The sequence below is a fragment of the Foetidibacter luteolus genome (genome assembly GCF_009650435.1).
GTDB lineage: Bacteria > Bacteroidota > Bacteroidia > Chitinophagales > Chitinophagaceae > Foetidibacter > Foetidibacter luteolus.
The window spans coordinates 79,628-105,203 of record NZ_VVIP01000091.1 but is presented as its reverse complement, the minus strand read 5'-3'; the positions used below and the strand labels follow the sequence as shown (position 1 = coordinate 105,203).

Below are 25,576 nucleotides of genomic sequence, written 5' to 3'. Positions count from 1 at the left end.
CCTCACCCGCAGGTGTAGCCTGTTGCTTTTTGCACAAACAAACCTTATGCACAACCCAATGCCCATAAACCCAAAGTTTGCCCATCTTTCAATTAAACACCTTAAACCATGCCCTTATGCTTTGCTTCATATTTCGTAAATTCGTAATCCTTATGGATGAGCAAGTTACCGTTACAGAATTACCATTGCCAAAATATACCCTTAATGAAGAGCAGGAGCGAAAGGAGATTTTGCGCCAGTACCGGGCTTTGCTGCGCAGCCTGCGGACTAAACTGAAAAGGGGCGATAAAGAGCTGGTGCGCAGGGCTTTTGAAATGGCAGTGGAAGCCCATAAAACCATGCGCCGCAAAAGTGGCGAGCCTTATATTTTACACCCGCTGGATGTAGCCCGCATTTGTGTGGAAGAAATAGGTTTGGGTGTGCGCAGCACCATTTGCGCCCTGCTGCACGATACAGTGGAAGATACCGATATTACCCTGGAAGATGTGGAGCGGGAATTTGGTAATGAAATTGCCCGTATTGTGGATGGGCTTACCAAAATATCCAACGTAATTGACACAAATACCAGCGCCCAGGCTGAGAACTTTAAAAAAATACTGCTTACCCTTACCGATGACCCACGGGTTATTTTAATAAAGCTGGCAGACAGGCTGCATAACATGCGTACGCTTGACTATATGAAGCGGGAAAAACAACTAAAAATAGCCAGTGAAACCGTTTGGGTATATGCGCCGCTGGCACACCGCATGGGGCTGTACAATATTAAAACCGAGCTTGAGGACCTTTCGATGAAATACCTGGAGCCGGAAGCTTACAAAGATATTGCCCGCAAACTGGCCGAAACCAAACGGGAACGCACCCGCTATATAAACGAGTTTATAAAACCGCTAAAGGAAAAGCTGCAAAAGGGCGATTTTAACTTTGAAATTTATGGCCGGCCCAAAAGCATTCACTCTATCTGGAATAAGATTAAGAAAAAAGCAGTAGCATTTGAAGAAGTGTATGACCTGTTTGCCATAAGGGTAATACTTAATTCACCACCGGAAAAAGAAAAGGAAGACTGCTGGAAAGTGTATTCTATGATTACGGACGAATACACCCCATCGCCGGAGCGTATGCGGGATTGGCTCAGTAACCCTAAAAGCAACGGTTACGAGGCCTTGCACACCACGGTTATGGGCCCGCAAGGCAAATGGGTGGAAGTGCAGATACGTACCCGCCGTATGAATGAGATTGCCGAAAAAGGCCTGGCCGCCCACTACAAATACAAAGAAGGCAGTAATGACGAAGACCGCTTTGATAAATGGTTTGGCCAGATAAGAGAGGTTATCAGCAGCCAGGATACGGATACCGTTGACTTTTTGCAGGATTTCAAAACCAGCTTTTTGGTTGAGGAAATCTTTATTTATACACCACGCGGAGATGTAAAGATGTTGCCCATTGGCTCTACCGCGCTGGATTTTGCGTTTTCCATCCACTCGGCTATTGGCAGTAAATGTATTGGCGCAAAAGTTAACCATAAGCTGGTACCCATAAGTTATAAGCTGCGCAGCGGAGACCAGGTGGAAATTATAACCAGCAACAAGCAAAAGCCAACGGAAGACTGGCTGAACTTTGTGGTTACCGCTAAGGCACGCAGTAAAATAAAAGACTCGCTGAAAGAAGACCGCCGCCGCATAGCCGACGAAGGGAAATACATAGCCCAACGCAAGCTGGAAGGCATGGGCGCAGCGTTTAACCAACACAATATTGAAGAGTTGGTAAACTTTTACAAACTGCCTTCACAGCTTGATTTATTCTACAACATTGCCATAAAACAAAATGACCTTAAGGAGCTAAAAGAGTTTAACCTTTTGGGGGATAAACTGGAGGCGCCCAAACCTCAAAAAACAGTTACCGAGGTTAAAATTGAAACAGATTACAAACCACAGCCCAACAAAAAAGATTCAGAACTTATCATCTTTGGCGAGAGCAGCGACAAGATTATGTACTCGCTGGCCAAGTGTTGTAACCCAATACCCGGGGATGATGTATTTGGTTTTGTAAGCACCGGAAAAGGGTTGATTATACACCGTACCAATTGCCCCAACGCCACGCAAATGATGGCTAACTACGGCCACCGTATCGTAAAAACCAAATGGGCCAAAAACAAAGAAATATCATTTCTTACCGGTCTTAAAATTGTGGGCATGGATGATGTGGGCGTTATCAACAAGATTACCAATGTTATCAGCGGCGAGATGCGGGTAAACATTGCGGCCCTTACCATTGAAAGTGGCGAAGGTATATTTCACGGGTCCATTAAGGTGTTTGTTCACGATAAGGAAGAACTGGAAGAACTGGTAACCCGGTTGAAGCAGCTAAACGGTATTCATACTGTAGACAGGTTTGATGCCGAAGAAGAAAAATAATGTGCCGGTTCATCAACCCGTAGAAATAGCAAAACACGCTCCTGAACCTGAACATGGAACTGCCAATTATTAAACATCACTGCACAGTTAAAAACCCTGTTCGTCAAAATACATAAGTATATGATCTTTTAAAAAGCTCTCCTGTTCAAAAAGATTAATAACAGGTAATTCTTTTACCTGTTTAAAATGCGGCCAGCCTTCATCGTCATGGCCTTCCAGTTCGTAATAACCGCTGGGGCTTAAAACAGTGCAAACGGCTACATGCATCAGGTCTTGCTTTTGTTCTTTGGTAATTTTTTCCTGTACCAGGCCGGTTTCCTGGAGGCCTATTAAGAAAAGGATGGCATCAAGGTCGGGCTTTTTACCAAAGCGCTCTACAAGTTTTGCTTCTAATGTCCACCAGCGCTGCTGCAAATCATCATTTATAAACATGCGGCAAAGGTAGGGTTGTATAAAAAATCATCATTACATGGCAAATAATAAAGCCTTTTAAGCATAGCAATAGCTGGATAACCCGGGCTAAAACCTGGCTGCAAAAGTAGCAGGGTGCTGCACTTTCGGGTGAGGGATTGAAGCGGAAAGCCCGCAACCACCGTAGCCTTAGCGAAGGTGGTGAGGACTTGCAGCGAAAAGCCCGGCCCGAGGTACGAGGGACACCCCCTGAATTTTCCTTTTACGTGAGTTTAATACTGCCTCATAAAAAAAACGGCACCCATATTCTGAATGCCGGTTGATACTTTGTTATTGCAGGTGAATGTTTATTTTTTAACCGCCTGTACCAGTTCATCTTTGGGCACCACTTTTACCCTTGTTCCATCTTTTAGTTGTTTACTAACCACATCGTAAGGGCCGGTAATTACCTGTGATGTATCTGATATGCCGCTGGCGATTTCTATATAGTTTAAATCCTGTATGCCGGTGCTTACCTTAAACTTTTTAACAGTGCCATCTTTTTGCAATACAAACACCACTTCCTGTATATCGTCATCAGAAGAATTTGTTTCGGCCGTTGGCGCAGGCGGGTTGTCGTTTTTAGCTTTATCGTCTTTTTTGTCTTTGTCAGCCGGGGCGCTGTCGTCTTTTTTATCCCTGGTAGTTACGGCGTTCAAGGGAACAGAAAGTACATTTTTGTTTGTTTTTGTTTGTATATCGGCGCTGGCCGTCATGTTAGGCCTAAACGGAAAGGGTTTGCCAGGCGCCACAAGGTCTTTATAGCTGTCTGGCAACAGGCGTATATGTACTTTGTAATTGGTAACGGTGGTAGAAGAAGCGGCGGAAGACAGGGACGCCGAAGTATTGGGGTTGGCTATCTTATACACAACGCCCTTAAACTTGCGGTTGTTAAAAGCATCCACTTCAACCAGGGCTGTATCGCCAAATTTTACTTTGGGTATATCATTTTCGCCTACATCAACCTGCGCTTCAATACTGCTAAGGTCGGCAATACGCATAATTTCTGTACCCACATTAAAACTGTTGCCGGCCACACGTTCGCCTTTTTTAACACCCAGTAAGGTAACTACGCCATCCATACTAGCAGTAATAGTAGTACGGCCAACATCTTTCTGAGCCCTGTCAAGGCTGGCCTGGGCGCTAAGTACATTGGCTTCATTGGCTTTTATGCTGTTTACGGAGGCATCGTAGCTGGACTTGGCGGAAAGGTAGGCCTGCTGGGCAATTTCAAATTCGTTCTGGGAGATGACTTTTTGATCCAGCAATGTTTTTTGCCGCTTGAAGGCAGATTCCGTTTGGTCAAGCGTAGCTTTCAAAGAGCCAAGCTGCGACTTTGAGTTGGCTACCTGTGCCCGTGACTGGGCCACAACGGCAGCAGCCTGGTCCCTGGTGGAAGCATATATATCCGCATACACTTTAGTAAGTACCTGCCCTTTTTTTACCGTATCGCCCTCCTCCACATTCAGCTCAACAATTTCACCGGAAATATCAGAACTTACTTTCACTTCCACTTCAGGATATATTTTGCCGCTGGCTGTAACCGTTTCGGTAATAGTTCTCTTAGCGGCTTTTTCGGCAGTAACTTTTGTGCCTTCGTCTTTGCCAAAAGCTCCTGTTTTGCTAAGTACCAGCAGCAAAACAACCAGTAGAACCAGAGAGCCAAGTATCCATTTTAGTTTTTTACTCATATAGATAAATTTCGGTATGCTTTATAGTTGATGGGTTAATCCAGTTTTACACCCTGGCCTTTGTAAAATTCAAGCACTTTCATTTTAAACACATAGTCGTAATGGGCGGCCGCCCTGTCAATACGTGCCCTGAACAAGGTATTTTGTGTAGTTATGTAATCAATGGTAGAAAGCATGCCTATATCGTACCGTTTCTTGCTTAGTTCAAAAGCATACTCCTGTGTTTGTGCTGCCTTGGTTGTGGCGCTGAGTTTTTGCGAGGCAGCCAAGGCGTTATTGTAAGACTGGTAAACATTCTGTTGCAGCGTGAGGTTATCCTGCTGTAGCTGCAGCTTCAGGTTTTCTACAGTTACTTTGGCACGCTGATAAGTGTTCTTTAACCTGCCGTTATTAGCAATAGGGATGCTTAACTGCACACCAACAGCCTGGCTAAAGTTAATATCGCTTACCTGCCTGAAATAAGATGGCTTGGTAAAAATTTGGTTATAGCCGGGTGTTACCGCATAATGCGTAACCGTGTTGCTGTTAACAGGTATTACTGCGGCAACTGTATCAAACTTGCCGGTAGGTGTAACACCAGAAAATTCTCTAAACGTACTAGCGTAGTTACTGCCCAACTGCACAAAAGCAGATAGCGTTGGGTACATAGCGCCCCTGGCAGATTTAACTGCGTATTCCGCTGCTTTAATTCTAAGGCTGTCTACCTTTTGCAAAGGCTGGTTGCCTAATGCCAATTGGTACACATAAGCGGGCTGCAGTTCAGAAATGGGTTCCAGCGGTATTTTATTTACATCGGGCAAAGAAACTTCAAAAGGCTGGGCCGCATCAAAATTAAGCAGGGCAAATAGCTGCAACTTGTTTTGATCTTCCGTTGCTTTGGCGGTAATATAAGTGCTGCTGTCTGTGGCAAGCTGCGCTTCTAACTGGGCAGCATTTAGTTCCGGCATGCTGCCGGCATCCACCAGTTTGCGGGTATTGTCAAGCTGCGATTGTGTTTGCTGTATCTGCACCGCTGCTATGTTAGCCTGCTCAATTGACAACAGGTACTGCAGGTAAGCCGCTGCCACATTCAGCGATACATCGTTTTTGGCGCGGTCAACATTGGTGCGGCTGGCTTCTTCATCAAACCTTGCAGATGCAATATTGTTTTTGATGCTGAAAAAATTAAACAGCGTTACCCCGCTTTGTACATTAAGGCTTTGAAACCATACTTCGTTGGTAGTGTATTGGTTGGTGGTAGGGTCAATATTACGGCCAAACTGTACGCCGCCGGAAGTATTAAAACCCAGGGTGGGGTAAGCCAGGCCCTTGTTTAACCTGGTTTGCAGTGCGGCAAGCCTGGCCTGCACATCTGCCTGTTTTATAGAAATATTGTTTTGCAAAGCATAGGCTACACAACGTCTCAGGTCCCACTTATCCTGCGCAGCAATACTTAACGAAAACAAAACCGCGAGTAGTAGTAACGCATTTTTCTTCATACAAACAAAAATATAGGAATGTGGCAGTTAACACCCAAAATTTAGATGAGCGGAAAAAAGGTTTGCCGCAAGGTAATAAACATTGCTGTTCGCACAAAGATGATTAACAGGTATGTACGCTAATAAAAAGCATTTTGAAATCTGTCGCAGCCCCTTATTGGTAATATTTTGGGGGGGCCCTCGTACCTTGGGCGGGGCAGAACTGCGTTCGCAACCTTCGTCAAAGCAACATTTAGTTACTTTTTCTCGGTTGTGCTATTACTCCGGCACAAAGCCCTGCTGCTACGGCCTCACCGGGGTAACCGCTTCAATCCCTCACCCAAAGTGTAACCTGTTGTTCTATTTGCAGGCAGGCTGCATTTAAAGTACCTGTGTGAGATGTGAAAAGATGATGCGGACAAACCTCTAAAAAGCCAAATTTTTTAGTAATCCCCCTGTTGCTTACATTTGATTTTGATTATGGCAAACAAAACGAAAAACCTTGCGAACGGCGTTCCTGCGCAGCCGGATGAGGTGATTGAAGTGTACGGCGCAAGAGAGCATAACCTGAAAAACCTGGACATCAGCATACCTAAAAACAAGCTGGTGGTGTTTACCGGCGTTAGCGGAAGCGGCAAATCGTCGCTGGCTTTTGATACCATTTACAATGAAGGGCAGCGCCGTTACATGGAAAGTTTTAGCGCTTATGCCAGGCAATTCATTGGCGATATGGAGCGGCCCGACGTGGACAAGATAACAGGCCTTTCCCCGGTAATATCCATTGAGCAAAAAACCACCAACAAAAATCCCCGCTCTACAGTGGGCACTGTTACCGAAATATACGATTTTCTGCGCCTGCTGTTTGCCCGCATTGGCGAAGCCTATAGCTATAACACCGGCAAGAAAATGGTGAAGTTTAGCGAAGAAGAAATTGTAAGCAACATATTCACCCGGCTAAAGGGCCAGAAAATAACGTTACTGGCGCCCTTGGTGCGTGGCCGTAAAGGGCATTACCGGGAGTTGTTCGAGGAAATCCGCAAAAAAGGCTTTGTAAAAGTTAGAGTGGACGGTGAGGTGCTCGATCTTACTGCCCGCATGCAGGTTGACCGCTATAAAATTCATGATATTGAAGTGGTAATTGACCGCCTGAAAGTGGATGAGGAGTTCAAAGTGCGCATCAGCCAAAGTGTGCAGCAGTCTTTAAAAATGGGCAAAGACCTGATGTTTGTATTGCCGGAAAAAAGCAGTGAAGTTATTTCTTACTCCAGGCAACTGATGTGTGCGGATACCGGCATCAGTTACGAAGAGCCTTCGCCTAACTCTTTCTCCTTTAACTCTCCTTATGGCGCCTGCCCCGTTTGCAAGGGGTTGGGTTCTGTTTATACCGTTAGCATGGAGGCTGTTATACCCGATAACAGCAAAAGCATTAAGGAAGGCGGCATTGCACCGCTGGGCGAAGAGCGGGAAGCCTACATGTATAAAAATGTTGAACAGCTTGCACGCAAAAACAAAATAAACCTGGATAAGCCAATAAAAGATATTCCGCAGGACAAGCTGAATATTCTTTTGTATGGTAATACCGCCGGCGCACAGGAAGACACGATGGACTTTGACAATGAAGCAGCACAACAACCCTACGAAGGCGAGTTTGAAGGCATTATACCCATGCTTAAGCGCTGGTTTGCAGGCAGCGGCAGTACAGAAAGCATGCGTGAATGGGTGGAAAAATTTATGGAACTGAAGAAATGCCCTTCCTGCGATGGCGCCCGTTTAAAAAAAGAAAGCCTTTGGTTTAAGGTGGATGACCACAATATTTCGCAACTGAGTGAAAAGAACCTGGATAAACTGGCAGATTGGTTTGCCAATGTAGAAAAGCGGTTGAGCAGCAAACAAAACGCCATTGCCAAAGATGTGCTGAAGGAGATAAGGGAGCGTTTGCAGTTTCTGCTGGATGTTGGCCTTACCTACCTTACGCTTAACCGGGCATCAAGAACGCTGAGTGGCGGCGAATCCCAGCGCATACGCCTGGCAACCCAAATTGGCAGCCAGTTGCAGGGCATTACTTATATTCTCGACGAGCCATCCATCGGCCTGCACCAGCGGGATAACCACCGCCTTATTTCCGCATTGCAAAACCTGCGGGATATTGGCAACAGTGTTTTGGTGGTAGAGCATGATAAGGATATCATGCTGGCATCTGACCACCTGGTGGATATTGGCCCCAAAGCAGGCAAACACGGTGGGGAGGTGGTGGCTGCCGGCACGCCAAAGGAAGTGCTGAAAAGCAACTCTGAAACTGCGCAATACCTAAGCGGCAAGAAGAATATTGATGTACCCAAAGAACGCCGTAAAGGCAATGGCAAGCTGCTGGAAATAAAAGGCGCCAAAGGCAATAACCTGAAGGACGTGTCCGTAAAATTTCCATTGGGCAAACTGGTGGTTGTAACAGGTGTAAGCGGCAGCGGAAAGTCAACACTGATTAATGAAACACTGTACCCCATACTAAGCAGGCATGCATACAACTCCAGGGTAAACCCTATGGAGTATAAAACCGTTAAAGGGCTGGAGCATATTGACAAAGTGATTGAAATAGACCAATCGCCCATTGGCCGTACCCCCCGCAGCAACCCTGCTACTTACTGCGGCTTTTTTACAGAGATAAGAACCTTGTACGCCTCCATACCCGAAGCCAAGATAAGGGGGTATAATGCGGGCCGTTTTTCCTTTAACGTAAAAAGCGGCCGTTGCGATGTTTGCGAGGGCGGCGGCATGCGTGTGATAGAAATGAACTTTTTGCCGGATGTATATGTGCACTGCGAAAAATGCAATGGCAAACGCTATAACCGCGAAACGCTTGAGATACGTTACAAAGGCAAAAGCATCAGCGATGTGCTGGATATGACGGTGGATGATGCCTGCGAATTTTTTCAGCCTGTCAGCTATCTCTACCGCAAAATAAAAGTGCTGCAGGATGTAGGCCTTGGTTATATAACGCTTGGCCAGTCTGCGGTAACATTAAGCGGTGGCGAAGCGCAGCGGGTAAAACTGGCAACAGAGCTGGCAAAGAAAGATACAGGCAAAACATTTTATATATTGGATGAGCCTACCACCGGCCTGCATTTTCAGGATATCCAGCACCTGCTGGATGTGTTGAACAAGCTGGTTGACCGGGGTAACAGTGTATTGGTTATAGAACATAACCTGGATGTGATTAAAGTGGCCGACCATATTATTGACCTGGGACCTGAAGGCGGCGATGGCGGCGGCAGAATTTTGTTTGAAGGCACACCGGAAGAAATGATTGGCAACAAAGAAAGCCATACGGCTAAGTATTTGAAGGAAGAACTGAAAGCAGGTACGAACTAAGAAGTACGAAGTACGCTGGTGTTGCATGTTTTTGTAATGTGGGGCAGTATATAGCAGGTATGAAATCCCTGCCTACTTGCTATTTACCATTCCCCACTCGCTTTTTTTGATACCAGCAATAGCCTTTCATAGCATCGCCTGTTGCGTCGCAATCCGTTCATCGTCCGGTTCTTTGGGCGACATTTAAGCGGGTATTAAAACGTGAGTGGAAAGTGGCACGTGGGGATTGGACATGACTGACATAAGCACTTATTATGTCTAAAGCGTGTTATAGCATAGGTACTTCGTACTTCGTAAATCGTACTTGAAAAAGCGTTTTAAAACTTAATATAAAACACCAAGATGCAACGTATCATTATTGACATGGATGAAGTTATGAGCGACACAATGGGCGCTATGGTAACATGGTATGAAAAAGAACATGGCCTGCCTATTGACTATAACCGTATGCTGGGCACGGGTTGGGTAAAGGGGTTTCCTGAACACCACCAGGAAATGATATGGACAAGGTTATTGTCCCCCGGTTTTTTTCGCGACCTGCCAGTAATGAAAGACGCGGTGGATGTAATACGTGAGCTGAATAAAAAGTATGAAGTTTTTATCGTTTCCGCCGCTACAGAGTTTCCCAACTCGCTAAAAGATAAACTGGAATGGCTGCTGGAACACTTTCCTTTTCTTACCTGGAAGCAACTGGTATTGTGTGGCGACAAACGCGTAATACAGGGAGACTTTATGATTGATGACCACGTGAAGAACCTGGTTACTTTTAACGGCAAGCCTTATATTTATACAACACCGCATAACCTAGATGTTACGGAATACGAACGCATCAACAACTGGGAGGAAGCGGCGAAAATATTCCTGCAGTAACAGGCGCCGCTAACCAAAAGCTGTTGTTATGATCTACCAAACCTTTGCACCGCCGCAAATATTGCAACCTTATGTAAGGTATTTCTGGGCGCTGGAATTGGAGGTGGGCAATGGCGATAGCTATACACACCGCACTATGGCCTGCGGCTGCCCTGAACTTGTATTTCATTACAAAGGCGCTTTTGAACCTGCCGACGGCAGTGCCGCGGATAAAAGCCCAGCCTTGTTTCATGCGCAAAGCAGCAGTTACAGAAGGTTTACTACAATGGAAAGCTTTGGCATTTTTGGCGCATTTATTTATCCCTTCGCGGTTCCCAGGCTGTTTGGCCAATCCGCAGCGGCCACCAGCAATTGTATGATTGGCCTGGCTAATTTGCTGGGCAGCAAAGGCCGTATGTTGGAGGAGCAAATGATGCTGGCCAATAACAACAGCCAGCGGCTGCAAATACTCTGCGGCTTCCTGGAAAAAAAGCTGGTTAACCCACCCGCTGAGCAGCACCCGGTAATTGAGGCCATTAAGTATATTGTACATACTAACGAGTTTATAACCGTTAATGAACTAAGCGGGCAGTTCAACTTATCGGCACGGCAACTGGAGCGCAGGTTCAATGACTTTGCAGGCTTTAGCCCCAAATTTTTCAACCGTCTTGCCCGGTTTGAAAAAGCGCTGGCAAAATATCCCAAACTGCCGGGCACGTCTTTAACCGGTATCGCTTACGACTGCGGTTATTACGACCAATCGCACTTTATACACGACTTTAAACAATTCTCCGGCTATCACCCCAAACAATACTTCTCCGGCAATTTTGAAGGCCATGAATACAAAGACGAGGCCGCGGATTAAGGGCTTTGAGGCGCGGGCTATGAGTTATGAGCTGCGGGCCCTGAGCTATGAGCTTTGAGGGATGCTCTCGCTTTCTACCCGGGTCTGAAAAGATGCCATGAAAAACCGAACGATAAAGTGATTGCGACGCAACAGGCGATGCTATAAAAAACTGTCGCTGGTATCATGAGAAAGCAAGTGGGGAAGGCAAAATAGCGAGTGGGGGAAGCTAGCTTATTTTACTACTTGCACCTGCCTTTTGCCTATTCTTTTCACACCTGTTAACAAGTTATTTTTTGGCCCGCTCAATTCTGTCTTAAGATTGCAGACGCAATAAGGTTTCCGAGTTTTCGGAATTAAAAGGGAACCGGGTGCAAATCCCGGGCTGTGGCGCAACTGTAAATTCTGCATAAGGATAAGCCAGAAAATCTGCCTTGCTGCAAGTATTTGATAAGCTTACGCTCTATAAGCTGTCAGGGTTTGAGTAATGCACTTCTTGCTGCAGTGTAATGCAGTTACGCCTTCTCTTCTCTGCCAGGTTATAATTTTTTTACTTCAAAAAATTAACCGGCATGCAACAGGAAATTTTATTGAAAGAAAACAAAGAACGCTTTGTACTGCTACCCATTAAATACCCGCAGGTTTGGGAGATGTACAAAAAGCATGAAGCCAGCTTTTGGACGGCGGAAGAAATTGACCTTTCGCAAGACCAGAAAGACTGGGAAAACATGAATGAAGGGGAACAGCATTTTATTAAACATGTGCTGGCATTCTTTGCCGCAAGCGATGGCATTGTGAATGAAAACCTTGCTGTTAACTTCATGAGCGAAGTACAATTGCCGGAAGCAAGGTGCTTTTATGGCTTCCAGATTATGATGGAAAACATACACTCTGAAACCTATGCCCTGCTGATTGATACTTATATTAAAGACCCGGCGGAAAAAGCAAGGTTGTTCAACGCTATCGAAACGGTTGATTGCGTAAAGCAAAAAGCGGAATGGGCACTGCGCTGGATAAGCAATGGCAGCTTTGCAGAAAGGCTGGTGGCTTTCGCGGCAGTGGAAGGCATTTTTTTCAGCGGCAGTTTCTGTTCTGTTTTCTGGTTAAAGAAAAGAGGGCTTATGCCCGGGCTTAGCTTCAGCAACGAGCTTATATCCAGGGATGAAGGCCTGCACTGCGAATTTGCCTGCCTGCTGTACAGCATGCTGCAAACCAAATTAACCGAGCAGCAGGTACACGGCATTATTGGCGATGCGGTGCAAATTGAAAAGGAATTTATTACAGAAGCGCTGCCTGTAAAGCTTATTGGTATGAATGCTGACCTGATGAAACAATACATTGAATTTGTAGCAGACAGGTGGCTAACCTCGCTTGGTTATACCAAACTGTTCAACAGCAGTAATCCATTCGATTTTATGGAGATGATATCCCTGCAGGGCAAAACCAACTTCTTTGAAAAACGCGTTGGCGATTACCAGAAAGCCGGCGTAACCAGCAGGAAGGAAGAAGAGGTTTTTTCTACAGAGGAAGATTTTTAAAGTGAATGGTGAATAAGGCTGTTTGTTACTATCGTTTTATTCACAACTCACCATTCACCACTCACCATTCACCACTCACCATTCACAACTCACCACCATGCATGTAATAAAAAGAAACGGACGCAAAGAATCCGTAAAATTTGATAAGATAACAGCACGCATACAGAAGCTGTGCTATGGGCTTAACAAACTGGTAGAGCCTGTTAAAGTTGCCATGAAAGTAATTGAAGGGCTGTACGATGGCGTTACCACTACAGAGCTGGATAACCTGGCCGCGGAAACCTCCGCTTCTATGAGTACCATACATCCTGATTACAGCCTGCTGGCATCCCGCATTGCCGTTAGCAACCTGCACAAGAATACTACCAAATCATTCTCTGCCACCATCGAAAAACTTTATCAGTACAAAGAACCTTCTACCGGGCTTAACGCCGCACTGATTGATGAAAAAGTATATAACGTTGTTAAACAGCATGCGGACCTGCTGGATTCTACCATCATTTACGACCGTGACTTTGCTTTTGATTATTTCGGCTTTAAAACGCTGGAGCGTTCTTACCTTCTTAAGCTTAACGGAAAAATTGCAGAGCGGCCCCAGCACATGTACATGCGTGTGGCGGTTGGCATTCACCTGGATGATATGGAGCAGGTCATCAAAACCTACAACCTGCTTTCAGAACGCTGGTTTACCCATGCCACGCCTACCCTGTTTAATGCCGGTACGCCCAAGCCGCAAATGTCATCCTGCTTTTTGCTTACCATGAAGGATGACAGTATTGAAGGTATTTACGATACGCTCAAACAAACGGCACGTATATCGCAATCGGCGGGTGGTATTGGCTTAAGCATACATAACATAAGGGCTACAGGCTCTTATATAAGCGGCACCAACGGAACAAGCAACGGCATTATACCTATGCTGCGTGTGTTTAATGATACGGCACGCTATGTTGACCAGGGTGGCGGCAAGCGCAAGGGAGCTTTTGCTATTTACCTGGAGCCCTGGCATGCTGATATTTTTGAGTTTCTTGAGTTAAAGAAAAACCATGGCAAAGAAGAGCTGCGTGCAAGGGATTTATTCTACGCCCTGTGGATAAGCGACCTGTTTATGCAGCGTGTGGAAGCCAACGAGGACTGGAGCCTGTTCTGCCCCCATGAGGCGCCCGGCCTGGCAGATAGCTGGGGACAGGCTTTTGAAGAGCTTTATGCTAAGTACGAAAAAGAAGGCAAAGCAAGAAGAACCGTAAAAGCGCAGGACCTTTGGTTTGCCATTCTTGATGCGCAGATAGAAACCGGTACGCCCTACATGCTGTATAAAGATGCCTGCAACCGCAAAAGCAACCAGCAAAACCTGGGCACTATTAAAAACAGCAACCTGTGTACAGAAATTGTTGAATACTGCGCTCCCGATGAAGTAGCCGTATGTAACCTTGCTTCCATTGCCTTGCCGCGGTTTGTTATCGATAACAGCTTTGATCATCAGAAGCTCTTCGACGTAACCTACCAGGCAACCGTTAACCTTAACAGGATCATAGACCGTAACTATTACCCTGTTGAAGAAGCCAGGAACAGTAACCTGCGGCACCGGCCCATCGGCCTTGGCGTGCAGGGTCTGGCAGACGCGTTTATTTTGCTGCGCATGCCATTTGACAGTGATGCTGCAAGGCAGTTGAATACTGATATTGCAGAAACCATGTACTATGCAGCATTAACGGCTTCAAAAGACATAGCCAAAGAAGAAGGGGCTTATAGCACTTACCAGGGTTCGCCATTGTCAAAAGGCATTTTCCAGTTTGATTTTTGGGGGGTTGTGCCCGGCAATCGTTGGAACTGGACGGCACTGCAAAACGAAATCAAACAGCATGGCGTTCGCAACTCGTTGCTGATAGCGCCCATGCCTACAGCTTCCACCTCGCAGATACTCGGCAACAACGAATGTTTTGAACCTTATACTTCCAACATATATGTGCGCCGTGTGCTTTCCGGCGAGTTCGTCGTGGTAAATAAATACCTGTTGAAAGACCTGGTAAATGCGGGCCTATGGAACGACGGCATGAAAAACAAAATCATTGCAGCCAACGGCTCTGTGCAAGGCATTGACGAAATACCGCAGGAAATAAAAGACATTTACAAAACCGTTTGGGAAATAAAGCAACGCACGTTAATTGATATGGCGGCAGACCGCGGCGCATACATTTGCCAAAGCCAGTCGCTAAACCTGTTTGTACAGCAGCCCACCAAAAGTAAACTTACCAGCATGCACTTTTACGCCTGGAAAAAGGGCCTTAAAACCGGCATGTATTACCTGCGCACACAGGCCGCGGCGCAAGCCGTACAGTTTACCGTAGAAAAACAGGCAACGGCGCAGGTACAACCTGTTACAAACCAGCAGGCAATAGCGGAAGACGAAGCCTCAGCCGGCCCGTCCTGCTCCATTGACGGCAGTTGCGAAGCCTGCAGTGCATAAACTATTTTAACCAATAAGGCCTCAGGGCCTTATTGGTTTTTTTATGTATGTACCCGGCAGGATTACTGCTATGAGGCTTCTGTTGTGTCACTCACTTGTACGGTTGGCTCATTACTCAGCAATGTGCGGCAGGATTGTAAATCTGCAACAGGTCACATTCAATCAGGTTAATCATTTAAATCACAAAAATCCTGGTTAATACAATATGCAGCAACATACATCCTACATAAACTGGAGCGGCGGTAAAGATTCGGCTCTTTGCCTGTACAAAGCTTTGCAATCAAAGCAATACAATATCCGCTGCCTGCTTACCAGCGTTAATGCGGCGCATAACCGCATATCCATGCACGGCGTAAGGCGGCAATTGTTAGAGGCACAATCAGCGGCGTTAAACATTCCTTTACAAACCATAGAACTGCCGGAACAGCCCGGCATGGCCCAATACGAAGAAGCCATGCAGCAAAAGGTTGCAGAACTGAACCTGGCCGGATGTACCCATGCCCTGTTTGGAGATATTTTCCTGGAAGACCTTAAACTATACCGCGAAAGTAAATTGAAGGCAGCAGGTATTGAATGCGTATTCCCTTTATGGAAAACAGATACAACAGCGCTGCTGAAAGAATTTCTTTCCCTAGGCTTTAAGACCATCATTGTTTGCGTAAATGAACAATACCTCGACAAAAGCTTTTGCGGCAGAATCATTGATGAATCATTCCTGGATGATTTGCCCGTAAACGTTGACCCGTGTGGGGAGAATGGCGAATTTCATACCTATTGTTTTGACGGGCCTATTTACAGCAACGCTATACCGTTTACAAAAGGAGAAACTGTTTACCGGAAATATGCCGCCCCTAAAAATGATGACGATGCAGGCGGCGCCGAAAAGGAATATGGTTTTTATTTTTGCGACCTGCTGGCGTGAATAGTGAATCAATGTTGTTTAATTAAGCATGTCAGCCTGGGCCTATCCAAGGCGGATACGTCAAAAGCAACGGACAAAAACGGTTTCGGCAAGCTCAACCCGACATTCGTTTCTTGCTATGTCCGAATATTCACAACGCAATCGCAACCCTTAAGCATGACACATTAAACACAGAACAAACAAACATGAACAACCTTCAGCAGCAACTGCAACACATCATCAACAATAAAACAAAACCGCTGGGTGCGTTGGGCCGGCTGGAAGATATCGCTCTGCAGGCTGGCTTAATACAGCAAACCATAACACCCGTTATTGCTAACCCGCAGGTTGTTGTTTTTGCTGCTGACCACGGCATTGCGTTAACGGGTTTGGTAAATCCTTACCCGCAGGCAGTAACAGCGCAAATGGTGCTTAACTTTTTAAGTGGCGGCGCGGCTATCAATGTGTTTTGCAGGCAAAACCAAATTGGCTTAACCGTTGTTGATGCCGGTGTTAACTATAACTTCGGCAGCCGTACAGCAAAAGCCCCCCGGTTTGTTGATGCAAAAATTGCACAGGGCACCAATAATTACCTGCAGGAGGCTGCTATGACGATACCACAGGTAAACAAAGCAATTGAAACCGGTAAATCCATCGTGCGGCAGCTTGCTGCTGAACAATGCAACTGCATTGGCTTTGGCGAAATGGGCATAGGCAATACCTCTTCAGCATCATTACTAATGAGCGCTGTTACAGCAATTCCGCTGGATGATTGCACAGGCAGGGGAACCGGCGCCAACGATGAACAACTAAAAGTAAAACTGCAAACGCTGCAACAGGTATTCCGTTTGCACCAGCTTGATAAGTTGTCGCAGCACCCGGTTGAACTACTTTCTAAAGTTGGCGGCTTTGAGATTGCCATGATGGTGGGCGCTTATATACAGGCAGCGGAAGAAAGGATGATAACTGTGGTGGATGGCTTTATCTCCACAGCGGCGCTGCTGGTAGCGGGCATTGTAAAGCCTGGTGTTGCAAACAACTGCATTTACGCACATACCAGCGGAGAAAAAGGCCATGAACAAATGCTTGGCTACCTGAACGCCAGGCCTTTGCTTAACCTGGGCATGCGCCTGGGCGAAGGCACAGGCGCAGCCCTGGCCATACCACTGATACAAAGCGCTGTAAATTTTTTAAATGAAATGGCGAGCTTTGAAAGCGCCAACGTTTCTACCGCTGCAACATGAAAAAGCAACTGCACTATTTTTTAACAGCACTTATGTTTCTTACAAGGATACCCGTGCCGCCCATCATCAACCACAGCGATAGCATGCTGCAGAAATCAGCCCGTTATTTTACCTGGGTGGGCCTGCTGGTAGGCGTTATTGCCGCTACAGCCTATTGGCTGTTACAGCATATATTTTCCCCTGCTTTGGCCCTTGCTTTTTCTATGGCAGTAAGCATACTTACCACCGGTGCTTTTCATGAAGATGGCTTTGCCGATGTATGTGACGCCTTTGGTGGTGGGTGGACCAAAGAAAAAATACTGCTGATTATGAAAGACAGCCGCCTGGGCACTTATGGCGTAGTTGGGCTTATCTGCATACTGTCAGTTAAGTTTTTACTGCTGCTTGAATTGGTTGCTATGCCTGGCAGCCTTAACCGTTTTCTGGTCATCATCATCGCAGCCCATGGTATAAGCCGCCTTGCCGGGCTAACCATGATGCACCAGTACAGCTATGTGGCAGATATGGATACCAGCAAATCCAAACCAGTAACCACCAGGAAGCTTACCGCCGCGGAACTAACCATTGCCTGCGCAGGTGCGGCACTGCCTTTTATATTTTTGCCTTATACCTTTTTGCTGGCTATACTTTTAGTGATTCCGGCAAGGTTATACCTCGGCTGGTATTTTCATAAATGGATTGGCGGCTATACAGGCGATTGCCTGGGCGCCACGCAACAGGTAACAGAGATATTCTTTTATATTGGCTGTTTATTGATATGGAAATTTATTTAATCAGGCATACCCAACCGGCGGTTGAACGTGGTGTTTGTTACGGGCAAACCGATATAGATGTTACCGCTTCTTTTGAAGAAGAAGCTGCCGCCATTAGTAAACACATTCCCCCAGATATTGAAATGGTTTTCAGCAGCCCCCTGCAACGCTGCGCCAAACTGGCTGCAAAGCTGTTTCCATTTCACACAGTACAGCTACTGCCCGGCCTTATGGAAATAAACTGCGGCCATTGGGAAATGAAAAGCTGGGCGGATATTCCTGAGGACATTTCAACAAAGTGGATGAATGATTTTGTGAACAACCCTTTTCCCGGCGGGGAGAATTATGTGCAACTGCAGCAAAGGGTAGTGCGGCATTTTGAAGACATCAGCTACCATAAAACAAAAGCCGCTATTGTTGCGCATGGCGGTGTATTAAGAAGCATTCTTTCCCACATAAGCGGTGTTGAACTGAAAGATTCTTTCAACCGCTTCAGCATTCACTATGGTTGCGTTATACGGTTAAAACCCTGGCAGCAAGGCTGGAAATTTGAACATCTGTACAATGTTGCGCCTGCCGACGCGGAAACACACAGGCCGGAAAAGTAAGCCCCGTGGGTGGGCTGCCGGGCTTTGTTCCTGCTGCTGAATGGCTGCCGGATAGGAATGGAAACCCCGCTGAGGCCTTGTGCAGCGGGCTTTGTGGCGGAGTTGCAATGGATAGCCGGTACCAAAGTTGGGCAATAGTATGCCGGTGAAAGCCCCAAATCCCGGGCCGCATCATCCCTTCTTTTAATTTCTACTAAGCCTTTTTTAAACGCGGTTAACCGCCTTTTAAAGAAAAACCTGCCGGAGGCTGGTTAACTTTAACGTGTAAATCCAATATTTCAAAGTCCAATATTTACCTATGCGTGACGTTATCATTACCAACCCCTGCCAAACGGAATCTTACATTTATCCCTGGAACGATGTAAGAAAATACGCCCTTCTGCTTGTAAGCCGCTATCCGCAAAAATACAGGCTTGCCTACTGCAACGATTTTTACCAGAAGATGATTTTGCTTGTTAACGACAATGAAAAGATGTTTGACATTGAGCATTGCCAGATATTAACCTTTAGCAAAATTGACGCTTCTCAAAACGTGAGCATGCTGTATTTTGAAATGGCCGGCTACCAGGGCAATATTAGCTGCTGGGATGATTTTGAAAAAGGCTATAATGCCCTGCAGGAATTTCGCTTCCTGATGAAAATTTATGAAACCTGGACAACCCTCTCTTAACCTTTCTGCAACTCTCATAAAAAACATTTAAGTTGCATAACAATCTGCGTTGTTATGGGCTTTAATGTTGACAATCTTATTACCATCACGTTTACATTATTCGCGGTAATTGACATTGTCGGCTCCATTCCCCTGCTTATTTCGCTTAAGGAAAAAATGGGTGGCATAAGAGCACTACCAGCCACCCTTATTTCCGGCGGTTTAATGATTTTGTTTTTGCTGGTTGGCGAAAACTTTTTAAGCATACTTGACCTTGATGTAAAATCATTCGCCATCGGCGGTTCTATAGTTATCTTTTTACTTGGCCTTGAAATGGTGCTGGGCCACGAAATATTCAAGGGCGATGCCGATGCCAAAAGCGGCACTGTTGTGCCTATAGCCTTCCCCATCATAGCGGGCAGCGGTACACTTACCACCATTATATCTTTAAAAGCCAATTACGAAGAAACATACATACTGGCCGGCATTCTCCTTAACCTTATTATTGTTTTTGCCGTACTAAAATCTCTTAAATGGATTGAGCGTGTACTGGGTAAAGCAGGCCTTACCGCTATTAGAAAATTTTTTGGCGTAATACTGCTGGCCATCGCGGTTAAAATATTTGCCAGCAACCTTAGCGAGTTTGGAAAATAAAATTGGGGGAATAAGACTATCCCCCCTCACCCTTATTTAACGTAATTGAGCTGCAATGCTCAAAGATGTAATATGGCTGGCAAGTGGTTAACAGTAACAGCAGTGGTAAAACCCGCTAACCATTTTCTGCCCTCCCACTGGCCCCTGCTATAAATACGGTGCAATTTTTTTCTTTAGCTCCTCCCTGTAAGCATCGCCTATGGGAATGTTGTGTTTGCCAATCAGCACTTCGTTTCTTGCTATACAGTCTATATGCTGCAGCGAAATCATAAACGAGCGGTGCACCCGTATAAATTCATGCTGTGGCAGCTTTACTTCAAAATCTTTCAGGTTTTGCAAGGTGGTAATTGGGGCATTACGGCCATTAATGTATACCTGCGTATAATCCTTCATAGCTGAAATAAAAATGATATCGTCCAGCCATGCTTTTACCAGCTTGTATTCACTTTTAATAAGTATAAAATTTTTGCGGCTGTCCATTGCAGGCAAAGGCACTTCTGCAACATCAATAAAATAATTAGGGGCTATCATTATTATACAGTTTTAAGTTAGCGCTGTTGCCGTGGTAAAAGTTAATGCGGCGGCGGCTTGCTGATTGTGAAGTAAAACTACCGGAACCCGCCACAGAAAGAAGTACAAATGCTGTGAACCGGCCAAATGATGCGACCAAGCAGCCAATGTTGCAGCGAGTTTGTTTACAGGTATTTTAAACAAGACAGGGCGGAATACAGGAAGAATTTATGAACCCGGCAGAAGTGCCGCTATGAGGCTTTACTTGCGTCGCACTCTTGTACTTTGTATCCGCTACGCAGCTTGCCCACCTTGTAGAATTTTACATCCGCTTCATCAACATCGTACAATCCCATCCCACACCTAACACCCGGGTTATACACTGCCGGTAAGCGCTATTATGTTGGGTTTATACAATTCGCTTACAGGCAGCTCCAGAGATTGCAGTGTAACACTGGATTTTCTTACCGACGTAATATGAGCGATGGCTACTATATACGACTTGTGGATGCGTACAAATTTTTGCGGCGGCAGCTTCTCCTCTATGTTTTTAAGGCTCATCCTGGTAATAACGGGTCTTGCCCCGGTACCCAGGTGAATTTTAATGTAATCCTTTAAACCTTCAATATAGCGTATGTCAGTAAGGTTAACTTTTACCTGGCTATACTCAACCGGTACAAACACATGGTCTGTAAATGCGGTTGCCTGTATAGCTGCCGGCTGTGGCGCCATACTGCGCAACTGGTGCAGCTCACGGGCTTTGTTACATGCTTTTATAAACCGCTCCAGCGATACGGGTTTAAGCAGGTAATCCACCACATCCAGGTTAAAACCATCCAGGGCGTATTTTTCGTAAGCCGTAATAAAAATAATCATGGGCCTGTTGGTCATGCTTTCGGCAAACTGCAGGCCTGTAAGCCCTGGCATCTGTATATCCAGGAACAGCAGGTCAATTTTTTCCTGCTCCATCATGGCCATGGCCTCCACAGCATTGCGGCACCTGGCCACCAGCTTCAGGTAGGGCACTTTACTAATGTTATCGGCCAGCAGGTCGAGCGAAAGCTTTTCGTCATCTATCGCTATACAGTTCAGCATCAGGAAAGTTTTACTTGTAAGTGCACTATAAAGTTATCGTTCTCTTCAGTAATGTTAAGTTGGTGGTTTTTGGCATATAACAGGTTAAGCCTGCGCTTTACATTGTTTAGCCCTATACCGGAAACCCTGTCTTTAACTTCTTTAATGCGTGGGTTAAATTTGTTGCTTACCAAAAATTCGAGCTGTCCGCCTTTTACTGTAAGCTTAATGTTTATGGCGGCGGCTTCAATCATGCCTGTGCCGTGCTTAAAAGCATTTTCTACAAACGGTATCAGCAGCATGGGCTCAATCTGGTGGTTCATGTTATCTACATCAACAGTAACATTTACTTCCACACTGTCATCAAAGCGTTGCTTTTGCAGGTCAATATAGCTTTCCAGGTATTCTATCTCGGTTTGCAGTGTTACCTTATCCTCCTCTGCATCGTACAACATATAACGCATCAACGATGACAGCTTGATGAGCGATGGCTCCAGGTTATCATTCTTAAGCCGCGCCATAGATACCATGCTGTTTAACACATTAAACATGAAATGCGGGCTTACCTGTGAGCGCAGCAGGGATAACTCCGTTTTAAGGTTTTCGTTCTCTTTTTCCTGCTGCCGCTGGTCTTCCTTTATTTTATCGGTGATAATTTTATAAGAGGCACTGCAAACAAGTATGGTGACAAATTTGAAAAATACAAAGGGAAACGGAGGGCCACCCCTGCCATTGGGAAAACGAAACCCTACATCGTGAAAAATAAGGTAATGCAAAGCTACCAGCAGGCCAATTACAGCAGCCAGCGCAGCCACATAAGAGAAGTATTTTTTGCGGAAAACCAGCCTGGGCATCAGAAAGAAAGCATTAAGATAGAAGAGCGCCACCCAAACAGCATCAAGCGCTAAGTTAAACCTGTTAAACTGCACCCGGCGCTCGTTATCCAGCCTGGCATCCGGCCCGCCGGGATTATACCTGAAAGAGCGCCCACCTGGCTGGCCATTGCCTTGCCCATGCGGCCATAGCCTTACATTACCGGGCTTTTGCATATCTGAAACGGAGGGACGGAAAAAGTAAGGTGAATACAGGTAAACTACCCATATTGCTACATGAACAAATACCACAAACCACTTGTGCTGAAACAATTTCATGCACGCAAGGTAGCAAGTAAAAAACGCCTAAGGAAGCTTGCGGAGAATGTGTAGATGAAGCAGGAAAAATCATCTGCAAAATAAGAAAGCGCCGGGCAGCGTTTTATCTATCCGGGTCTGAAAAGCCGCCATGAAACACGGGACGTACAAGAGAGTGACACAACAGCCGATGCCATGAAATACCAAAGCCCGTCACCAAAAATTCCTGGCCCTATGCTGCTAATCGTACCGTTTTAATTTTCTTGGCAACCAGAAGTCGCGGTAGAATACGGAGAACCCTACCTGTGTATAATTTTCTTTGATAAGGCCGGAATTGGTTGTGCCACGCTGGCCTATCTGCAGGTTGGCCTGCAACGCCAACTGGCTGCGCAATGTACTAAAACCGGCGCCTACGGTGAAGCCCCTGTCGTTTAACTGCTCGCCTTTTATCTGCAGGTAAGAATTGCTGTAAAAACCACCTGCCTGAAGGTACCACCTTTCAATAAGACGGTTGGCATAAGATATTTTTTTAGCATATTCAACACCCCCGCTTACGCGGTTACTGTTTACAAGCGTATAGTTTAAACCGCTGTAGTTAACACTGTTCCAGTTTTGTTGTTGGTAGTCTGCACTAACGGTAAACTGTTTATTAAAAATAAGCGCCGCCCCTGCCGTGTAAATAACGGGCAAACTAAAGTAGCTGTCTTTAATTGATTTATTGTCAACAATAGTGGTGCTTCCTTCTTTTACGGTAAGCGTATACTCGGCTGGCAATGTGGTTTTGTTAGAGGCCGTTAAGCCCAGCGCAAGCGCAACTTTTTTGGTAATGTCTGCCTGGTACTGTATGCCGCCTTTAAAATACATTTTGCTAACATAAATATCTCTTGTTGAAGCAATGGCGGAACTGCTGTTATAATCCAGCGTTTCTGTTTGCTGCAAAGAGCCAAACAATACACTTGACTGAACGCCCACTGAAAAATTTTTGTTTAGCCTGAAAGCGTTCGTGATATACACCTGGTTAATGCCACCGCTGCCTTCGTAATAAGCATCTACTTTATCGCCAGAGCCCTGTATGTCTTTTTTGGAGTAAAAAGAATAATTGCTGGTACTGAACGGCGTTAGACCGATGCCGATACCCCACCATTTTTTTACTTTAAGCCCAAGCGCCAGCCGCTTAATCTGCATGTCATCTGCGTAAGTGGATGTACCTGTACCTACAGGTTTACCCGTATAACGGGTGTATTGGTACCTGCCGCTTAACTCGAACGAAAAAAAATAATCGTCCAGTTTTGAAAGAGAGGCAGGGTTTGCCTGGTATATATACCTGGGGGAAGAAAGACTAACACCGGTATTGGCCATACCGGCAGAGCGGTCGAACCAGCCGGATTCTATATCCCCAATACCGGCTATGGAATAGGGTGACACATTGTTTTGCGCATAGGATGCACCTGTTACAAAAACAGCAAACAGCGCTATGGTATTTTTATACAAATGCATGATTGTTATTGAATAGATATGTAATAGATAACCAGTTGAACCCTGTCTGTTTTTTGTTGCTGGCTGCCCACCACCAACCTGTTGAATGTAGTGTAATCCTTACCGGAAAAAGGCTGCAGAAAAAAGCCATAATTCATGTAACTGTAATCGCTGGCGGTTATTTTTGACTGCAGATAGCTGGTAACATCGTACGTGTAGCGGGTATCTTTTCCATACAGGTCGTCTATATACAAATTACCTGTTTGGGTTTGTGCTGTTGCAGCGGATGTTAAATCTGCGCCGGCCACATTTGTTCTGTCGGTTTGGGTGAGGCGCAGTGTATCTGGCAGGCTGTAAACATTATTGAACGTGCCGCTTACAGGCGTAATAAGCAACGAAGCCGCATAGATTTTTACGTACCCGGGTGCATTTAACAACTGCTGCAAATTGGGTATGGTAAATTTTATGCGGGTACCGGTTATATACTGCATATAGGCTGCATTGCCAGTTAAGGATGAACTTATTTCTTTATTGGACGAACCAATGGACTGTAACACTGTACCGGTTCTGTCAACACTGATGTGGTTGAACTGTTTGCTGTTGTTGCTGAGTGTGAAGCTGGCCACTTTATCCTGCTTCACCAGGTCTTTTTTGCTGTAATGAAGATCTATGTGAGCGCTGTCCTGAAAACCGAACACAACACCGTCATCGCCTGTAGCTGCAATGGAAATACCTTTGAAATAGCGTTGGAAATTTTCTGCCACCCGTATATCATCGCTCCTGTTTTGCAACATGGTTAACCACTCCTGCCCCAGCACATCAGATATGTTAATGGATATAGTAGAATCTATACCTGTTGGGCGCAGGTAAAGTACTTTTTCACCAATAGGCGTTGAACCCGTAGCAAAGGAAGTGGTATTGTAAAACTGGGTGGCGCCGGAGGGAAAAGCTATTTCATCCGTAACGCGGTAAACAGCCAGGTGAACAGGCTTAAGCGTATCGCCGTACCAGGTACGTTTCAGCTTTATTACCAGCCTGGTTGAATCGTAAATGGTATTGCTGTAAATGTCTTCATCCGCCGGCGGTGCGAGCAGCATGAAGGAGGAAGCTTTTACCAGGCCGAACAAATTATCCCTGTAAACACCTGCCAATCCTGTACCGCTGGCGCTGGTAGCAAACGAATCTATATAAACCGTAGATACATTTACGGCAAATGTATCTGTCTTAACAATTTTTGTATAATCGTTATCAATAAACTGTTCACCAAAAGAAATGTTTGTTTTCTCACATGCCGTAAGGGTAATAAACAATACCAGCATTGCAAAAACAACGGTGTGCACCGGTTTAGTCATGTAAAATATTATGTAAGAAAAGATGAATGCCGGGCAATATTATCCCTGCCCGCTGTTAGTGAATTGTTAGTATAGATTAATGCGCAGTTAACATCTTTTAGCGTGTGTTTTTTGGCTGTGAAAGGATTTCCATTGCTTTTTAAGAACAGAACA

The 25,576-nt window shown here is 45.6% G+C and carries 20 protein-coding genes and 1 riboswitch; of the genes, 12 read left to right on the top strand and 8 right to left on the bottom strand.

The genetic code is table 11. The annotated features are described in order from the left end of the window. The first annotated feature begins 152 nt into the window (after positions 1–152). Positions 153–2,411, top strand: coding sequence for a RelA/SpoT family protein (locus F0364_RS27360; protein WP_153801007.1), 2,259 nt, complete (start codon positions 153–155; stop codon positions 2,409–2,411). An 87-nt stretch (positions 2,412–2,498) separates the two neighbouring features. Here the strand turns inward: F0364_RS27360 and F0364_RS27355 are convergent, their stop codons facing one another. The 3 genes from F0364_RS27355 to F0364_RS27345 form a co-directional block, all read right to left on the bottom strand. Continuing rightward, positions 2,499–2,843, bottom strand: coding sequence for a hypothetical protein (locus F0364_RS27355; protein WP_153801006.1), 345 nt, complete (start codon positions 2,841–2,843; stop codon positions 2,499–2,501). Between the two features lie 326 nt (positions 2,844–3,169). Beyond that, complete coding sequence (locus tag F0364_RS27350; RefSeq protein WP_153801005.1) at positions 3,170–4,552, bottom strand: efflux RND transporter periplasmic adaptor subunit; 1,383 nt, start codon at positions 4,550–4,552, stop codon at positions 3,170–3,172. Between the two features lie 35 nt (positions 4,553–4,587). Beyond that, the gene (locus tag F0364_RS27345; RefSeq protein WP_153801004.1) at positions 4,588–6,030 is read right to left on the bottom strand and encodes a TolC family protein; all 1,443 of its coding nucleotides are present in this window, start codon (positions 6,028–6,030) and stop codon (positions 4,588–4,590) included. A gap of 459 nt (positions 6,031–6,489) precedes the next feature. On the opposite strand from F0364_RS27345, the gene uvrA reads away from it, so the two are divergent. From uvrA to F0364_RS27290, 11 genes are all read left to right on the top strand, one after another. Next, positions 6,490–9,375, top strand: a complete 2,886-nt coding sequence (gene uvrA / locus F0364_RS27340; protein ID WP_153801003.1) for an excinuclease ABC subunit UvrA — start codon at positions 6,490–6,492, stop codon at positions 9,373–9,375. A 342-nt stretch (positions 9,376–9,717) separates the two neighbouring features. After that, positions 9,718–10,245, top strand: a complete 528-nt coding sequence (locus F0364_RS27335; protein ID WP_153801002.1) for a 5' nucleotidase, NT5C type — start codon at positions 9,718–9,720, stop codon at positions 10,243–10,245. Between the two features lie 28 nt (positions 10,246–10,273). Further along, positions 10,274–11,089, top strand: a complete 816-nt coding sequence (locus F0364_RS27330) for an AraC family transcriptional regulator (RefSeq protein ID WP_153801001.1) — start codon at positions 10,274–10,276, stop codon at positions 11,087–11,089. A 298-nt stretch (positions 11,090–11,387) separates the two neighbouring features. Then, a riboswitch (cobalamin riboswitch) is annotated at positions 11,388–11,519 on the top strand. A 121-nt stretch (positions 11,520–11,640) separates the two neighbouring features. Beyond that, a complete protein-coding gene (locus F0364_RS27325; protein WP_153801000.1) occupies positions 11,641–12,606 on the top strand; it encodes a ribonucleoside-diphosphate reductase small subunit in 966 nt (321 codons plus the stop codon). A gap of 97 nt (positions 12,607–12,703) precedes the next feature. Continuing rightward, on the top strand, positions 12,704–15,073 hold the full coding sequence (locus tag F0364_RS27320) for a ribonucleoside-diphosphate reductase subunit alpha (protein WP_153800999.1): 2,370 nt from the start codon (positions 12,704–12,706) through the stop codon (positions 15,071–15,073). Between the two features lie 205 nt (positions 15,074–15,278). After that, positions 15,279–15,995: a Dph6-related ATP pyrophosphatase gene (locus tag F0364_RS27315; RefSeq protein WP_153800998.1), complete on the top strand. Its 717-nt coding sequence runs from the start codon at positions 15,279–15,281 to the stop codon at positions 15,993–15,995. 185 nt (positions 15,996–16,180) lie between these two features. Then, positions 16,181–17,218, top strand: a complete 1,038-nt coding sequence (cobT, locus tag F0364_RS27310) for a nicotinate-nucleotide--dimethylbenzimidazole phosphoribosyltransferase (RefSeq protein WP_153800997.1) — start codon at positions 16,181–16,183, stop codon at positions 17,216–17,218. Next, positions 17,215–17,991, top strand: a complete 777-nt coding sequence (locus F0364_RS27305) for an adenosylcobinamide-GDP ribazoletransferase (protein ID WP_153800996.1) — start codon at positions 17,215–17,217, stop codon at positions 17,989–17,991. Before cobT ends, F0364_RS27305 begins: the two co-directional genes overlap by 4 nt. Then, a complete protein-coding gene (gene cobC, locus F0364_RS27300) occupies positions 17,976–18,578 on the top strand; it encodes an alpha-ribazole phosphatase (RefSeq protein ID WP_207632907.1) in 603 nt (200 codons plus the stop codon). The genes F0364_RS27305 and cobC overlap by 16 nt, the downstream gene beginning before the upstream one ends. 298 nt (positions 18,579–18,876) lie before the next feature. Further along, complete coding sequence (locus tag F0364_RS27295; protein WP_153800994.1) at positions 18,877–19,248, top strand: hypothetical protein; 372 nt, start codon at positions 18,877–18,879, stop codon at positions 19,246–19,248. Positions 19,249–19,302: 54 nt separating this feature from the next. Continuing rightward, on the top strand, positions 19,303–19,881 hold the full coding sequence (locus F0364_RS27290) for a MarC family protein (protein WP_153800993.1): 579 nt from the start codon (positions 19,303–19,305) through the stop codon (positions 19,879–19,881). A 147-nt stretch (positions 19,882–20,028) separates the two neighbouring features. Here the strand turns inward: F0364_RS27290 and F0364_RS27285 are convergent, their stop codons facing one another. The 5 genes from F0364_RS27285 to F0364_RS27265 all read right to left on the bottom strand — a co-directional run bounded on the left by F0364_RS27285 (position 20,029) and on the right by F0364_RS27265 (position 25,423). Next, positions 20,029–20,412, bottom strand: a complete 384-nt coding sequence (locus tag F0364_RS27285; RefSeq protein WP_153800992.1) for a LytR/AlgR family response regulator transcription factor — start codon at positions 20,410–20,412, stop codon at positions 20,029–20,031. A gap of 354 nt (positions 20,413–20,766) precedes the next feature. Then, positions 20,767–21,486 carry a LytR/AlgR family response regulator transcription factor gene (locus tag F0364_RS27280; RefSeq protein WP_153800991.1) on the bottom strand — a complete coding sequence of 240 codons (720 nt, stop codon included), beginning with the start codon at positions 21,484–21,486 and terminating at the stop codon, positions 20,767–20,769. Next, positions 21,486–22,616, bottom strand: a complete 1,131-nt coding sequence (locus F0364_RS27275) for a histidine kinase (protein WP_153800990.1) — start codon at positions 22,614–22,616, stop codon at positions 21,486–21,488. Before F0364_RS27275 ends, F0364_RS27280 begins: the two co-directional genes overlap by 1 nt. Before the next feature lie 219 nt (positions 22,617–22,835). Then, on the bottom strand, positions 22,836–24,092 hold the full coding sequence (bamG, locus tag F0364_RS27270; protein ID WP_153800989.1) for a BamG family beta-barrel-assembly machinery protein: 1,257 nt from the start codon (positions 24,090–24,092) through the stop codon (positions 22,836–22,838). 5 nt (positions 24,093–24,097) lie between these two features. Continuing rightward, positions 24,098–25,423 (bottom strand): DUF4270 family protein, encoded by a 1,326-nt coding sequence (locus tag F0364_RS27265; RefSeq protein ID WP_153800988.1) that lies wholly within the window; start codon positions 25,421–25,423, stop codon positions 24,098–24,100. Between the last annotated feature and the right edge of the window lie 153 nt (positions 25,424–25,576).

Bases quoted from the DNA above. Each gene is read 5' to 3' on its own strand.
- F0364_RS27360 (WP_153801007.1), top strand. From the start codon at position 153: ATGGATGAGCAAGTTACCGTTACAGAATTACCATTGCCAAAATATACC.
- F0364_RS27355 (WP_153801006.1), bottom strand. From the start codon at position 2,843: ATGTTTATAAATGATGATTTGCAGCAGCGCTGGTGGACATTAGAAGCA.
- F0364_RS27350 (WP_153801005.1), bottom strand. From the start codon at position 4,552: ATGAGTAAAAAACTAAAATGGATACTTGGCTCTCTGGTTCTACTGGTT.
- F0364_RS27345 (WP_153801004.1), bottom strand. From the start codon at position 6,030: ATGAAGAAAAATGCGTTACTACTACTCGCGGTTTTGTTTTCGTTAAGT.
- uvrA (WP_153801003.1), top strand. From the start codon at position 6,490: ATGGCAAACAAAACGAAAAACCTTGCGAACGGCGTTCCTGCGCAGCCG.
- F0364_RS27335 (WP_153801002.1), top strand. From the start codon at position 9,718: ATGCAACGTATCATTATTGACATGGATGAAGTTATGAGCGACACAATG.
- F0364_RS27330 (WP_153801001.1), top strand. From the start codon at position 10,274: ATGATCTACCAAACCTTTGCACCGCCGCAAATATTGCAACCTTATGTA.
- F0364_RS27325 (WP_153801000.1), top strand. From the start codon at position 11,641: ATGCAACAGGAAATTTTATTGAAAGAAAACAAAGAACGCTTTGTACTG.
- F0364_RS27320 (WP_153800999.1), top strand. From the start codon at position 12,704: ATGCATGTAATAAAAAGAAACGGACGCAAAGAATCCGTAAAATTTGAT.
- F0364_RS27315 (WP_153800998.1), top strand. From the start codon at position 15,279: ATGCAGCAACATACATCCTACATAAACTGGAGCGGCGGTAAAGATTCG.
- cobT (WP_153800997.1), top strand. From the start codon at position 16,181: ATGAACAACCTTCAGCAGCAACTGCAACACATCATCAACAATAAAACA.
- F0364_RS27305 (WP_153800996.1), top strand. From the start codon at position 17,215: ATGAAAAAGCAACTGCACTATTTTTTAACAGCACTTATGTTTCTTACA.
- cobC (WP_207632907.1), top strand. From the start codon at position 17,976: ATGGAAATTTATTTAATCAGGCATACCCAACCGGCGGTTGAACGTGGT.
- F0364_RS27295 (WP_153800994.1), top strand. From the start codon at position 18,877: ATGCGTGACGTTATCATTACCAACCCCTGCCAAACGGAATCTTACATT.
- F0364_RS27290 (WP_153800993.1), top strand. From the start codon at position 19,303: ATGGGCTTTAATGTTGACAATCTTATTACCATCACGTTTACATTATTC.
- F0364_RS27285 (WP_153800992.1), bottom strand. From the start codon at position 20,412: ATGATAGCCCCTAATTATTTTATTGATGTTGCAGAAGTGCCTTTGCCT.
- F0364_RS27280 (WP_153800991.1), bottom strand. From the start codon at position 21,486: ATGCTGAACTGTATAGCGATAGATGACGAAAAGCTTTCGCTCGACCTG.
- F0364_RS27275 (WP_153800990.1), bottom strand. From the start codon at position 22,616: ATGAAATTGTTTCAGCACAAGTGGTTTGTGGTATTTGTTCATGTAGCA.
- bamG (WP_153800989.1), bottom strand. From the start codon at position 24,092: ATGCATTTGTATAAAAATACCATAGCGCTGTTTGCTGTTTTTGTAACA.
- F0364_RS27265 (WP_153800988.1), bottom strand. From the start codon at position 25,423: ATGACTAAACCGGTGCACACCGTTGTTTTTGCAATGCTGGTATTGTTT.